The following is a 14,001-nucleotide window of genomic DNA, read 5'->3' on the forward strand; positions in this document are numbered from 1 at the left end:
CTAGCATTGCGGGGTTAGGGGCAGTATATTCAAAAGCTTATTTATGCAACAAAGCCATAATAAACTAGGTGACACCGCAAGTCTTAAAGGAAATTTCTATTCTTTATATGGATTATATACCCCATCTGATCAGAATATTTTCATAAGCACTATTGGCATATATGGAATAAGCGATATCAAGAGCAGTGCTAAGCGTCCAGATAGCCAAATAGCAACCAGCAATCACAAAGCATATAGTAATATTATGCAGGTAATGTTTGGTTATAATTATAAGCCTATAAGCTCTTTAAGCATTAAGCCAATATTTGGTATCAAATATAGTAAGATACGGGACGCATCATATCGCGAATATGGAGCAGGTGCTTATAATTTAGCGCTGTCAGGCACAAAATCACTAGAGCTTGAAACTATAACAGGTTTGAAGTTATCAAATAGTTCTGTGCATGCCTCTAGCATCAGTATTACTCCTGAGATGCATTGTTTTCTACATAAAAATATTAAGTCGAAGAATCCAAATATCACAGCTAAGTTTTTGGATGAGGGAGCTTTATTGTCTTCAGGTCCTATTAATAGATCTAAATTAGTTTTAAGTTATGGAGCGGGATTAAATGTTGCGGCAAAGAATCTAGAGATTGGTTTGTTTTATAACGGTAATAAGGCACGTAAATATATGTCACATGCAGGCAGTATTAAGCTGAAGATTAATATTTAAATGAGTAAGTAATGCGTGAGGAGCCTTAAAAGCAGAGTCAAGAAGTAACTAGAAACTTCCGCGTATAATCTAACTTAAGTTACAGAGGCGGAAGTGATTAGAATTTTAGGTTTTATTGATTTTCAACAAAATAGGAAAAAAATAAAAAATCAAAAAATGCTCTCATGAAGCCGAATCTTGGTCAGAGAGCAAAAAATATATACCAACAATAAAAGGAGAAATCAATGATAAATAAATACACAACGCCAATATTTTTAATACTCATATCTTTAATGAACACACCAGCATATGCAGAGTTTAAAAAAGCAAAAACTTTGATGGAAAAAGTAAAAGGAGGTCTAGTTGGATTGTCAACAGTTACAGTAATTCTTGCGATTATTTGGTGTGGCTACAAGATACTATTTGGTGGTTCTACACTCCGAGAGATGGCACCTATTTTAATTGGCGCGGTAGTACTTGGAGCTGCAACAGAAATAGGCAATCTACTTACAAAATGAAAAATTAAAACTAAAAATTTCAAGAAATAGCAAAGAACATGCAAGAAAAATATAAAATCACGCAGCATAAAATATACAAGGCGATCATTAGACCGGTATTATTTTTCGGTGTGCCTTTAGAGTTATTTTTTTGCATTGCTGCCTTTCTATTTGGTATTGGACTATATTTTGGTCCAATCGTTTGGTTTTTCATCCCAGTAGTTATATTAAGTCTTGGCTTGCTAACCAGAAAGGATGCATTCTTTTTTCACATACTATATCTAAAATGGAAAACTAGTTGGCATTTGAATTTGCCAATCACATGCCATCCAAGATTTCCATTACCTTGGTACAGCAAGCGAAAAAGGCAAGTCGCAAAGGTAAACAAAACACTTGGATGTCAAGCGGTTTCTGGTGCTAGGTATACTGCGGACACGCAAGTAGGCATATGCAAAGTAGTAAGAAGAAGAGGTAGTCTGTGAAATTAAACCATGTTGCCACATTTAATGATTTAGTGCCTTACTCCTCGTGCGTAAGTAGCGAAGTCGTAATGACTAAAAACCAAGATTTTGTATTAACTTGGCAATTAGATGGATTTCCTATTGAATGTGAAAGCATACAGAATTTAGATATTAACAATATGCTTACCCACAATTTCTTGAGAAGTTTTGCATCAGAAAACATTACATTTTATGTGCATATTGTAAGGTCAAAACACCATGATCACTTTGAAGTAGAGACCAAAAATTACTTTGCTGACCGTATTAGTGATTTGTACTACCAGTCACTCGCATCAGAAGCTTTCCGTCGTAACCGTATATTCTTTACAATGGTATACTCGCCGCACAATATATTTGAGCGAGCTGCGTTTAAGGCTACAAGCCCGCAGGAGCAAAAGAAAAGAATAGATGAGCTTTTAAAGAAAGTATCTGAGTTTTCGGAAAGAATAAGTGGTTTTCTTGAAAGATTTGGAGGAAGGAAGTTAACAACATATCAAAACGCACAAGGAGTGGTGTTTTCAAAGCAGTTAGAGTTCTTTAATTTCCTAATATCAAATGTTTGGCAAAAAGTACCAGTACTTAAAAAACCTATCTACGAGACATTTGGAACAAATGACGTATATTTCGCTAATCAAAACGGTCAAATTAATACATCTATGGATAAGAAGTTTTTTAAGGCTATTGAGATATCAGAGTTTCCTGATAGCACAAATAGTTTAAGTATGAGTAGCTTACTAATATCTGATTGTGATTTTGTATTAACACAATCTTTCTCATGCGTAAGCAAAAGAAAATCACTTAGCTTCATTAACAATGTCATTAAGAAGCTAAGAGCTTCAGAAGATGACGCATTAACACAAAGAGATGATTTAATTGATGCTAAAGACGAACTCGCTGGCAATGAGATTTTCTTTGGCAAGTATCATTTTAGCTTAGCTATATATGGTAATTCCTTAGAAGAAGCAAAACAAAGCGCCAATAAGCAGATGAGTATCTTAAGTGATTTAGGTTTTGTAGCAATACTTGCTGAATTCTCATTATACGGTCACTTTTTTTCTCAACTACCTGCTGTATTTGACTTAAGACCGCGTCTTTCTTCTATGGCATCGAGGCATTTTGTAGATCTTGCAAGTTTTCACAATTTTGAAAGTGGCAAGAGAGACCAGAATTGCTGGGGTGAGGCGGTTGCAATCCTTAAGACTCCTAACAAGCAAGCTTACTATTTAAATCTTCACGAGTCAAAACTTGGCAAAGATGAGTTTGGTGAAAAGAACAACGCAAGTACTTCAGTAATAGGCTCAACTGGTTCAGGTAAGACTATGTTACTGTCATTCTTACAAATATGCTTGCAAAAATACGGCACTGAAGAATCTTTTGACCAAAATTCAAAAAGCAAGAAACTTACCTCCATCTTTTTAGACAAGGATAGAGGAGCAGAATTAAATATCAGAGCACTCGGCGGACAATACTGCCGTTTTAAGCATGGCGAGCCTACAGGCTGGAATCCATTTTGTTTAGAGCCAACAAGTACAAATATCAGTTTTATTACTGATTTGATGGAGCTACTTTGCACATTAAATGGCAAACCACTTACCATTAGGCAACAAAATGAGTTAAGCCGTAGCGTAACTTCAGTAATGCAGCTAGAGATACAAGAACGAAGATATGGTATTTCAAGATTGATTGAAGCTTTAAATCAGTCAGCAGAGTTAGAGGAGCAAGATAGAAGTATAGCTATTTCATTACAGAAATGGTCTAAAGATGGTGAATATGGCTGGATTTTCGATAATGAGAATGATGAGTTTGATATCTCAAGCTCAACTAATTTTGGATTTGATGGCACTGAATTTCTAGAGCACCAAAAAATACGTAGCCCAATATCTTTTTACATATTGCACCGCATTACAGAAATATTAGACGGAAGACGCGTAGTAATATTCATGGATGAGTTTTGGAAATGGATATCAGATGATGTTTTTGCCAAATTTGCCAAAGACAAGCTTAAAACCATCAGAAAGCTAAATGGTATGTTGATATATGCTACTCAATCACCATCAGACATATTAAGCAGTAAGCTTGCAAGAACTGTGGTTGAAAGTAGTAGTACGCAGATTTTCTTAAGTAATCCAAAGGCAACTAAGCAGGATTATATTGACGGCTTTAAGTTAACAGAGGAAGAATATTTAAGCATTGCAAATTTAGATCCAGCGTCTAGATGTTTCTTAGTGAAGAAATCTAGTTTGTATGGAGGAGTTAAGCCTTTTTCAGCGATTGTAAAGCTTGACTTAAAAAGCCTTGGTGCAAATACCAAGATATTAAGTTCTTCTAAAGACAATCTTGAAATCTTTGAGAAAAGCTTTGAGCAGCAAGAAAGACCTGAAATGTGGATTGATGATTTTTTAAAGGTAGCGGTATGAAGCAACAATTAGCTATTACAATTTTTATCTTAATATCTAGTATGCCTAATACTAGTTTGGGACTGGTGACGTATGACCAAAAAGCCGATATTAATTCTCTAAGACAGATAGCAGATGGAGCAAAGAGGCATACACAGCAAGTAAGGCAGTGGAAAGATCAGGCTATGCATTGGAAGCAGACCTTAGAGCATTACACAACTCAGCAAAATACTCTTAAATCGCAACTTGCAAGCCTAACAGATATTAGAGATATAGGCGACTTAGAAGGACAGATTGATAGCCTAATATACGAGATGGACGGCATTGAGCGTCATAGAAATATGTTTACTGAAATGCTTAGCTCAAGTGAACCTGAGATTAGCGGTGAGGCGAATGAAATTTTAAACAAATATCAGATGTTTGATATGTGTCAGAAGAAAGGGAGCACAAGACTCGATAATATTTGTAAAGAGGAAATATTAAACAAAGCTGGCACTATTGAAACTGGCGAAAAGATTAAGAAGAAAATGAAACGTAAAATGAGGGAGGTACAAACATTATCGAGGAAAGCATCCGAGACTCGGGACTTGAAAGAGTCACAAGATATAGCTAACGCAATATCTTTAAAACAATCTGAAATCAATCAACTCGAGCATCAATGGAAACTTTCTGTTGATGAGGCAAACTTAAGAGAAAAACTGATTGAGCAGAAGAAAATCAAGGCATTTAATGAACAACAGAGAAATGCCCCATCACCAAATGTAATATTTAAATAAGGAGTATAATGATGAAAATTCATAATTCAATTACCTGTTGTATTTTTCTAGCTTTAGCCCTAACAGCATGCGGTGAAAAAACTAAAACTGAAGAATGGTACATTGCTCACCCAGAAGAACTAAAGAAAGAAGTGGAAAAATGTAAAACAAAATCATTAGCAGAGATGCTGAAAGATAAACATTGTCAAGATATAGAAAAGGCAAGAATTAAGGCATTTAATGAACAACAGAGAAATGCCCCATCACCAAATGTAATATTTAAATAAGAGAGCGGCAAATGCATACCTTCACTAATTTAGAGACGTTTTTAACAGGTAAATTAAATTTGATCCTTAATTCGTATACCATACTATTTGCCAATCAAATGGTGTTTTTAATTCAAGTAGGAGCTCCTATACTAATTCTGTATTACGGTTACTCTATCATGTCTGGCAGGGGTAGTAATGCTACCGTTTCTGAAATGATGTGGAATATGGCTCGGATAGGTATGATATTTGCATTCATGCAGAATACAGGAAATTTACTAGATTTATCGATAGGTTTTATCCAAGAATTAAAAAGTGGTTTTGTTGGAGCAGAAAGTATTTTTGCTCTCCTAGATCAACAAGTAGAGTCTACAAAAAAACTAGCTGAGAGTCTTTTGCAATGATTGTGTAAATTTTTGTTGAGCCTATATTAGAAGTAATTAAAAATATAGGTAACAGAAATGCAAATAGAGAAGAATAAAAAAATAAATGAAGCAATAGATTTGCTGATAGAAGGCGGAGTAGATTTAAAAACAGTACTAAGTCAGAATGGATTAATTAAGGAATTAACCAAGGGTATTTTAGAGCGAGCACTGCATGCTGAGATGTCAGAACATTTAGGTTATAGCAAGTATGATAGAGCTGAAACTGAGAATGCGAGGAATGGTAGTTTTAGTAAGAATCTGATTAGTGAGAATGGTACTATAGAGATAAATGTTCCAAGAGACAGACAAGGTAAATTTGAACCTATAATAGTTGTAGAAGTTAAGATTTGATCTTACAGACACTATAAATTTTGCCCCTGATTGTCAGTTAAATTTTGACTGTCAGATACATATTCAAGATACAAGATTTCATTATTCTTTTCAACAGCTAATTTCTTACTATCCTTAAAAGTTTGCATAGGAGTTTTTCCATAACAATATTTACCAGAATGAGGTCTTTCATTATTGAAATACTCTAGCCAGATATCAAGATCTAATTGTAGGTCATCAAGAGCTGTATAAATCTTTTTCCGCATAGCTGTATCAAAGAATTCTTGTTTCATGGTTTTATTAAAACGCTCACACATACCGTTTGTTTGAGGAGAATATGCTTTAGTAGTAGTATGCTCTATACCTTCGATACTTAGAAATAATTCAAAAGCATGATGCTCTATATTCCCCTTATATTCTGACCCACGATCTGTCAGAATACGAAGTATTGGTATCCCTTGAGTCTCATACCATGGTAACACTCGGTCATTAAGCATATCAGCAGCAGTTAAAGCTGTTTTATCAGTATATAGTTTAACATCAGCTACTCTGCTGTAGCTATCAATAAATACCTGAGAATAAACCTTACCTATACCCTTAAAGTTGCCTACATAATATGTATCTTGGCATCCTAGATACCCTGGATGCTGTGTCTCAATTTCTCCATGAGCTTCTTTTTCATTACGACGCTTCTCTAGCACTTGTAATTGTGCCTCAGTAAGCACAATACCATCTTGAGCCATTTTTGCTTCTAATGCTTTAAGTCTTTTACTGATGTTGTTTAAATCATTACGTAACCAAATTGATCTTACTCCCCCAGGTGATACAAGTACACCTGTCTTTTTAAGCTCATTTGATACTCTTAGCTGACCATATGCTGGATATTCTATTGCCATATCTAGTACTGCTTTCTCTACAGCAGGATCAACTCTATTCGCTATTATTGGCTTTCTTCGACTAATTTCATACAACGCTTCTTCGCCACCAGTTTCATACAGTTCTTTAAATCTGTAATAACTATCTCTACTATATCCCATCGCTTTACATGCTGATGATATACTACCAAGGCTCTTAGCTAATTCAAGTAAACCTAATTTTGGTTTTATTATTTTTTGATTTAAGTTCATTCTTTATCTCCATTTAATAATTAATTTATTTTACTAAATGTAAGATATAATCTTGTATCTTAGTATTGTCTTTAGTAAACAACTATAAGATACTTAAGGGCACTTAAGTAAGAAGACTAATATGCCGTATTAAATCTTAGGGCTATGTAACCCTGTAGTTGAGATCAAACAATTAGTCTTCACATACTCATTAAAGATCGGACGGTATTCTTAGGTCTTGAAATTAATCAATGAACCTGTATTTACAAGGTTGATCTTTGGGTATTCTACTTATTATTAACATAGAAGGTCAAATATGAGTAGCATTATTTTGGGTATAGATATTTCTAAAGCAACATTTGACGTAGCTTTATTAAATGATAATAAAATCAAAACCAAAAAGTTTAATAATACTGCAAAAGGCTTTGCTGCACTAAAACAATGGTTAGAAAAAAAGGGAATAGATACTGCTCACGCTTGTATGGAATCAACAGGTGGTTACGAAGTTAGGTTAGCTCAATATCTTTATGATAATATAGCTAACGCGGAAAGGTTTTTACCATAGTTTTTGTATTTACTCACATATTCACCAGATCTCAATCCTATTAAACATTGCTGGACTAACTTTAAAAACTGTTTACGTAAAATTATTGATCAATGCCTAAGTTTTTCCTAATCTGTGGTAGAAACATTTCCGTGTTAGCTATACATTTAAAGTTAGTGTCGTAAATCCAGCTCGCATCAAGGGCTTTGCAATGAGCAAGCTTTCAAGAGTTAAAACTGACAAATCTGATTGTGAATTGATAGCTTCTTTTTGCAAGGCTATGCAACCTGATCTTTGGCAACCAACCCCTATACATATTAAAGAATTACAACAATGGGTAAGACGCTTGGATAGTTTGATTGCTAATAAAAATCAAGAAAATAATAGATTGAGCGGAGCAAGTAAAGCAGTTGCCATTAACATTATGATTCATATTGAATTTCTGGATAAGCAAATTAAGGAAGTAGAAGAACTTATCTCTAATCATATTAAAGGACACAAAGACTTACATGATAAAAGTAAACTTCTTGATTCAATCCCTGGTATAGGAGAAAAAACAATAGGAGTGATACTTGCTTTTCTTGTTGTAGAAAATTTTAATTCTGCAAAACAACTAGCTGCGTTTGTTGGTCTTAACCCAAAGCCAAAACAATCAGGCACTTCTGTCCATGGAATAGGAAAAATATCAAAAACAGGAGATGCTAATTTACGTAAAGCTTTTTATATGCCTGCCATAGTTGCTATAAAACATAATCCGATTATTAAGGATTTTAGTCAACGTTTGAGCAATGTTGGAAAATCTAAAATGGTTATAGTGATTGCTGCTATGCGTAAGTTGCTTCACATAATTTATGGTGTTCTTAATAACAAAACATCTTTTAGTGCAAATATAAAAACCCTGTAAAATAAAATTGAGGTAAAATAATGAAAAAGTTGTTGACACTCAAGACGGTATCTCAACTATTACAAGTAAGCAATATCCGCATATAGCTAAATCTTGGTATAATAATTGGGATAATTTGATAATTTTCTTGCAATATCCAAAGGAGATTCGTAAGATTATTTACACTACAAATGCGATAGAATCGCTGAATAGCCAATTGAGAAAAGTTACTAAGAATAAACGCATCTTTCCAAATGATGACGCAGTATTTAAAGTTTTATATCTGACAATTGATTATATTACCAAAAAATGGTCTATGCCTATCCCCAATTGGAATGAAGCTATGGCTCATTTTATGATCAAATTTGATGGTAGAATTTAATGGTTCACGAAATTTACACAATTGATGAGACAGAGCCCTAGCTGAAGATTTATATACTTTAGATGTTAATTACATACCACTTAAAGGTTTTGCTGCCGGACTTATGCTATGGGGAGGAACAATTTTTACGATTGTAACTATGGCCATAGTATTCATATCATCAGAAGTACTACTTGTATTATTGCTTACAACAGCACCTATTTTTATAGGCTGCTTATCTTATGGATTCCTGAAAGAAATGTTTAATGGATGGTTACGTTCTATTTTTTCCTGCATTACCGCTTTAATATTTGCGACTCTAATAGTTAGGTTAGGTATGAGTATTAATTCTCAACTTATAAAAGCTTTTAGTGACTCGCTGACACAAAATACTTTAATGGAAGTGGGGGCACTGAGCCTTGCTATAGGCATTATAGTTGGATTTGGTAAATTCCAGTATTAATTAAGCCAGATTTATATTTTCTTCCCATACCTCATTGGGTGTTTTATAACCGAGCACTTTTCTTGGTAAATTATTTAAAAAATCCTCAATTTCTTGTAATTGCTTTATTGTTAATTTTTTTATATCTAAAGATTTAGAGTATACTCTGTGCACCATTGAGTTAATCTTCTCTATCAATGGTTTTTGCCATGGAGAATAAGGATTGCAAAAATATACTTTTCGTTCAGATTTTGGCAATAGTTGTTCATGATTGGTAAATTCTTTGCCATTATCTAACGTTATGCTTTTGATTATATGCGACAATTGTTTAAGTTTTTTATTCATGTTACCAATCACATCTTGTGTTCTTTTTGAACGGTTTAAAGTGAGAAACACTTTTTGTGTTCTGATATCCACAAGAGCGCCTATATTACGACTTTGATTACCTTTGTTAAAAGTTAAATCACCTTCTAAATGACCTATTGCTGCTATCTTTCTATTTATCTCTGGTCTTTCAGTAATGGAAACTCGATTTGGTATTGTAATTCTTTTGTTTCTGATTCTTGTACCATGATGCAACCTATTTTTCCTTTTTCTTGCTAAAGATAAATATAATTTTTGCCTTTGTGCTATAGGAGATGTATAAATAAACTGGTATATACTCTCTGTAGAAATATTGACAGTATCTCGTGATAGTTTACGTCTACCTGAAATTATATCTGGTGAAATACCCTGTGTTAACTGCTTTATTATTTCTGCTCGTAAATTATTATCAATATCTAATTTTCTTTTTCTCTTACCTTGCCTTAAACTGCAAGCAAGTGTGTTAGCCCTATCTGGTCTATAATTATGCCTCATTCTCTTGAGTTCATAACATATAGTGCTTTTATCACGGCCAATCTTTGTCCCTATATATCGCGAGCTATAACCACTCTTATTCATTTCGTATATTTTAAATCTTTCATCTATCGTTAAATGAGCCATGATATATCTATATTTAAATGATGCTCCTCGCAGCAGAGCTACGAGGTATCTAAAAAAGTTTTAGTTGTTTCTTATGATATCACGAAGCAGAGCTTCGGGGAATTAAACCCTGAGAGATTAAAAATTGATTATATCTGGCTTAATTAATTATAGAACTTTCCAACTACCATTCCTCGCATGCTCAGTTTCAGCTCTATCATACTTGCTATAACCTAAATGTTCTGACATCTCAGCATGCAGTGCTCGCTCTAAAATACCCTTGGTTAATTCCTTAATTAATCCATTCTGACTTAGTACTGTTTTTAAATCTACTCCGCCTTCTATCAGCAAATCTATTGCTTCATTTATTTTTTTATTCTTCTCTATTTGCATTTCTGTTACCTATATTTTTAATTACTTCTAATATAGGCTCAACAAAAATTTACACAATCATTGCAAAAGACTCGATTTGAAACTAATCTATACTTCTGCTACTGAAAAAGAAGCAGAATTAGCTCTTGAGTCATTTGATCAAAAATGGAGTAAGCAATATCCGCATATAGCTAAATCTGGGTATAATAATTGGGATAATTTGATAATTTTCTTGCAATATCCAAAGGAGATTCGTAAGATTATTTACACTACAAATGCGATAGAATCGCTGAATAGCCAATTGAGAAAAGTTACTAAGAATAAACGCATCTTTCCAAATGATGACGCAGTATTTAAGGTTTTATATCTGACAATTGATTATATTACCAAAAAATGGTCTATGCCTATCCCCAATTGGAATGAAGCTATGGCTCATTTTATGATCAAATTTGATGGTAGGATTTAATGGCTCACGAAATTTACACAATTGATGAAACAGAGCCGATTGCCCCGATAATATTTGATGGAACATGTAATAAGAACATTTTTGAAACTTATGTACAAGAGATATTGATCAAGGAATTAAAGCCTAGTCAGATAGTCGTAATGGATAATATTAATTTTCATAAAAGTACAAAAGTGAAAACGTTAATTGAATCTGTTGGTTGCAGTATTTTATTTTTACCAACTTATTCTCCTGATTTAAATCCTATTGAGCATTACTGGTTTAAAATCAAGAATGAAATTAGGAAAGTTGCAGGAGATTTTGAAACATTCTATGATGCTGTTTACTATGTTCTTAAAAAAGTCACTACCTTATCGCATTAAGCTATACAATAATTTTCTCAATAGTCCGTCCGCCAAAACTCTACAAGCCTTATAGATAATATGGTTTTAAGACAAGAAGTAATACAACAATCCGTAAGAAAATGATAAAATATGGTCATAAACCTTATGGATTTCAGTCAATGCCAATAGACAACATTATCAAATCGCAAGAACAAGGGAAACTGTTTGGTTATAAATTAAAAGAAGAATTAAACCCAAATAATAAGCTATATAAATTAAGAGAATTAATAAATTGGTCTAGGCTCGAAGAGTGGTTATCAAAAAATGTTTGTATTAAGAAATTTGGTAGAAATAGAAAATGTCATAGAGTGATGCTTGGCATAACGATGCTACAAGCAATGTATAATTTTTCAGATTCATTATCAGAGGAAGAGCTAAAAGAGAATATGTATTGGCAGTATTTCTGCGGGTGGGAATATATAGAAAAAGACATAGCTATCTCGGAAACTAGTATACGACGGTTTCGTAGTGTATTAGGTGAAGCTGGATATAATGAGATATTATCGGAGTTGATCAGGGTTGGGATAAAAACTAACACAATTAAAAAAAAAGATTTGGAATTAATCATCGCTGATACGACTGTACAAATTAAGAATATCAAACACCCACACGATGTTTATTTAATGGATAAAGCTAGGCTTAGCATAGTAAAGCTTTGCAACAGTTTGGGTATACATTTGAATGAAACATACGCTAGAACCTATAAACGCGATATAGTAAAGCTATGGAAATATAAAGAACATAGTAAAGCCAAGAAGCGTTGGAAAATAATGAAGCATTTAAAAATATTACTGGGTCGTTTGATTAGAGTATGTGAGCGTGAGATCAAAAATAAGCAATTAAACTTGTCTCTCAAAAATCAAGAAGTATTGCAAAAAATAAAACAAATACATAACCAATCTGTTTTAAAAAGAGAAGCTAAAAAGCAATATAAAGAAGATAACAAAGTATTATATAGTTTTCATGCCCCTGAAGTAGAGTGTATAGGAAAGGGAAAACGCAACAAGCCATATGAGTTTGGCAATAAAGTAGCGGTAGTAGTAAGTGGTCGTAGAAATTTTGTTTTATCCGCAAAATCGTTTCATAATAATCCTTATGATGGTCATACATTGCATCAGAGCTTTGAAGCAGTAGAGAGTGTCACTGGAATCAAGATAAAGAAATCATTTGTTGATCTTGGGTATAGTGGTAGCAATGTAAAGGAGAAGAGTAAGGTATATACCCCAAAAACGCGGAAGAAGTTGTTACAAGAGGACAAGTCTATGATCAAGAGACGCAGTGCCATAGAACCAATAATAGGTCACTTAAAGCAATATGGTCGGATGGGTAGAAACTTCTTGAAAGGTATGATAGGAGATATTATCAATCCAATAATCTCTGCTATTGGTTTGAATTTACGATGCATTGCAAATCATTTACAAATCGTGTCTAACTCCACATAAATCAAAAATATCATCATGCAAAAACTAGATGAACGATAAAAAATCGTTAACAATAGCTCCATATCAAAATTAGACCAACACAGAAATGTATCAGTAAAAATTAACATAACTTATTAATTTTTATTGAAAATCTTAGCAATTTGTTGTCAAAACTCTATCCCATTACAAATGATCAGGATTTGAAGTGTTTTTGGCGGATAGACTCAATAACTACACAAGCTACACAAATGGGGTAATCATCAGAAAGGGAAAGATGGATATTAAAAGGAGGAAGTTTTTGAGTATAGACTGAATCTATCTTGACTATTGGCTTGCCTAACTCATCATTAAGCAGCGTGATATCTTTAAAATTAATACCACGCCCTATACCAACGCCAAAAGCTTTACTAATTGCTTCTTTAGCAGCAAAACGCTTTGCCAAAAAAGTAACATGACTTTCTTTCTTTAGCAAAGCAAATTTTTTTAATTCTTCGGTATTTAAAATTCTTTTAGGAAAAATTTCTGGATATAACTTTATTATCTTTTCAATTCTAGGAATCTGTACTATATCCGTACCAACACCTATAATCATTTATTTATCTTCAAAGTCTGCACCAGTTTCTTCAGTAAAAATTTGATCATCTAAATCAGAATAATCTTCTCCGATATAAACTTCTGGTAAATATTCAAATTTTTCTTCTAAATCTTCTGACTCGTCTTGTTCAACAATAGGCTCTATTCTACTGCTTGTACGTAGGCTATTAATCAAATCTTGTTCTAACTGAGCTACTGATACTTTTCCGGAAGCAATTCTGCGTAATGCAACAACCGTAGGTTTATCACGCGTTTCTTTTTTGCTTTGATTAGTTTCTACTTTATAGTTTAATAACTTAGCATATCTAGTTGCATAAATAACTAGCTGAAACCTATCAGGTATAACTTTACTACAATCTTCTGTTGTAATTCTTGCCATTATTCTCTCCGTTAAAATAATAAATTTTTTATGTTATTAAGTTATTGTGTCATCTAGTTGCTTGTACCTGCAGTATCCAGTAATAAAAAATACAATTTTTCGAGCCATGCAACAACCTAGGTAAAGTTGCGGCATGACAATGATGCTCCTCGCAGCAGAGTTACGAGGTATCTAAAAAAGTTTTAGTTGTTTCTTATGATATCACGAAGCAGAGCTTCGGGGAATTA

The 14,001-nt window shown here is 33.4% G+C and carries 15 protein-coding genes and 5 pseudogenes; 15 read left to right on the top strand and 5 right to left on the bottom strand.

What is annotated here, in order from left to right; translation table 11 throughout:
* Nucleotides 1-43: 43 nt before the first annotated feature.
* From AAHI98_RS09215 to AAHI98_RS09250, 8 genes and pseudogenes are all read left to right on the top strand, one after another.
* Nucleotides 44-712: an autotransporter outer membrane beta-barrel domain-containing protein gene (locus AAHI98_RS09215; RefSeq protein ID WP_342225710.1), complete on the top strand. Its 669-nt coding sequence runs from the start codon at nt 44-46 to the stop codon at nt 710-712.
* Nucleotides 713-936: 224 nt separating this feature from the next.
* Nucleotides 937-1,209, top strand: coding sequence for a TrbC/VirB2 family protein (locus AAHI98_RS09220; RefSeq protein WP_342225199.1), 273 nt, complete (start codon nt 937-939; stop codon nt 1,207-1,209).
* Nucleotides 1,210-1,247: 38 nt separating this feature from the next.
* Entirely contained in the window at nt 1,248-1,670 is a 423-nt protein-coding gene (locus tag AAHI98_RS09225) for a VirB3 family type IV secretion system protein (RefSeq protein WP_342225198.1), read from the top strand.
* A gap of 68 nt (nt 1,671-1,738) precedes the next feature.
* Entirely contained in the window at nt 1,739-4,105 is a 2,367-nt protein-coding gene (locus AAHI98_RS09230; protein ID WP_342225711.1) for a VirB4 family type IV secretion/conjugal transfer ATPase, read from the top strand.
* Nucleotides 4,102-4,860, top strand: a complete 759-nt coding sequence (locus AAHI98_RS09235) for a type IV secretion system protein (protein ID WP_342225712.1) — start codon at nt 4,102-4,104, stop codon at nt 4,858-4,860. The genes AAHI98_RS09230 and AAHI98_RS09235 overlap by 4 nt, the downstream gene beginning before the upstream one ends.
* Nucleotides 4,861-4,868: 8 nt before the next feature.
* Nucleotides 4,869-5,126, top strand: a complete 258-nt coding sequence (locus tag AAHI98_RS09240; RefSeq protein ID WP_342225713.1) for an EexN family lipoprotein — start codon at nt 4,869-4,871, stop codon at nt 5,124-5,126.
* A gap of 98 nt (nt 5,127-5,224) precedes the next feature.
* Entirely contained in the window at nt 5,225-5,509 is a 285-nt protein-coding gene (locus AAHI98_RS09245; protein WP_342226158.1) for a type IV secretion system protein, read from the top strand.
* Between the two features lie 63 nt (nt 5,510-5,572).
* Nucleotides 5,573-5,863: pseudogene (locus tag AAHI98_RS09250) on the top strand (transposase); the annotation flags it as partial.
* A gap of 29 nt (nt 5,864-5,892) precedes the next feature.
* Here the strand turns inward: AAHI98_RS09250 and AAHI98_RS09255 are convergent.
* Nucleotides 5,893-6,987, bottom strand: coding sequence for an IS481 family transposase (locus AAHI98_RS09255; protein ID WP_342224693.1), 1,095 nt, complete (start codon nt 6,985-6,987; stop codon nt 5,893-5,895).
* Between the two features lie 295 nt (nt 6,988-7,282).
* Between AAHI98_RS09255 and AAHI98_RS09260 the strand changes: the two genes are divergently transcribed.
* The 4 genes and pseudogenes from AAHI98_RS09260 to AAHI98_RS09275 all read left to right on the top strand — a co-directional run bounded on the left by AAHI98_RS09260 (nt 7,283) and on the right by AAHI98_RS09275 (nt 9,217).
* Nucleotides 7,283-7,531, top strand: coding sequence for an IS110 family transposase (locus AAHI98_RS09260; protein ID WP_342225715.1), 249 nt, complete (start codon nt 7,283-7,285; stop codon nt 7,529-7,531).
* A 139-nt stretch (nt 7,532-7,670) separates the two neighbouring features.
* Nucleotides 7,671-8,414 (top strand): annotated as a pseudogene (locus AAHI98_RS09265) (IS110 family RNA-guided transposase); the annotation flags it as partial.
* A 34-nt stretch (nt 8,415-8,448) separates the two neighbouring features.
* Nucleotides 8,449-8,775, top strand: a pseudogene (locus AAHI98_RS09270) (transposase); the annotation flags it as partial.
* A 73-nt stretch (nt 8,776-8,848) separates the two neighbouring features.
* A complete protein-coding gene (locus AAHI98_RS09275; protein WP_342226159.1) occupies nt 8,849-9,217 on the top strand; it encodes a type IV secretion system protein in 369 nt (122 codons plus the stop codon).
* On the opposite strand, the gene AAHI98_RS09280 is transcribed toward AAHI98_RS09275, so the two are convergent.
* Nucleotides 9,218-10,180, bottom strand: coding sequence for an IS30 family transposase (locus AAHI98_RS09280; RefSeq protein ID WP_342224646.1), 963 nt, complete (start codon nt 10,178-10,180; stop codon nt 9,218-9,220).
* 159 nt (nt 10,181-10,339) lie between these two features.
* A pseudogene (locus AAHI98_RS09285) lies at nt 10,340-10,552 on the bottom strand (transposase); the annotation flags it as partial.
* A gap of 73 nt (nt 10,553-10,625) precedes the next feature.
* On the opposite strand from AAHI98_RS09285, the pseudogene AAHI98_RS09290 reads away from it, so the two are divergent.
* From AAHI98_RS09290 to AAHI98_RS09300, 3 genes and pseudogenes are all read left to right on the top strand, one after another.
* Nucleotides 10,626-10,997: pseudogene (locus tag AAHI98_RS09290) on the top strand (transposase); the annotation flags it as partial.
* Nucleotides 10,997-11,359, top strand: coding sequence for a transposase (locus AAHI98_RS09295; protein WP_342225718.1), 363 nt, complete (start codon nt 10,997-10,999; stop codon nt 11,357-11,359). The pseudogene AAHI98_RS09290 and the gene AAHI98_RS09295, both read left to right, overlap by 1 nt.
* A 101-nt stretch (nt 11,360-11,460) precedes the next feature.
* A complete protein-coding gene (locus tag AAHI98_RS09300) occupies nt 11,461-12,822 on the top strand; it encodes an IS5 family transposase (protein WP_342224717.1) in 1,362 nt (453 codons plus the stop codon).
* A 172-nt stretch (nt 12,823-12,994) separates the two neighbouring features.
* Here the strand turns inward: AAHI98_RS09300 and acpS are convergent, their stop codons facing one another.
* Both acpS and rpoZ read right to left on the bottom strand, forming a co-directional pair.
* Nucleotides 12,995-13,393 (bottom strand): holo-ACP synthase, encoded by a 399-nt coding sequence (acpS, locus tag AAHI98_RS09305; protein ID WP_342225719.1) that lies wholly within the window; start codon nt 13,391-13,393, stop codon nt 12,995-12,997.
* Nucleotides 13,394-13,774, bottom strand: coding sequence for a DNA-directed RNA polymerase subunit omega (rpoZ, locus tag AAHI98_RS09310; RefSeq protein ID WP_342225720.1), 381 nt, complete (start codon nt 13,772-13,774; stop codon nt 13,394-13,396).
* Nucleotides 13,775-14,001: the final 227 nt, after the last annotated feature.

The organism is Rickettsia endosymbiont of Urophora cardui, assembly GCF_964030725.1.
Taxonomy (GTDB): Bacteria; Pseudomonadota; Alphaproteobacteria; order Rickettsiales; family Rickettsiaceae; genus Rickettsia.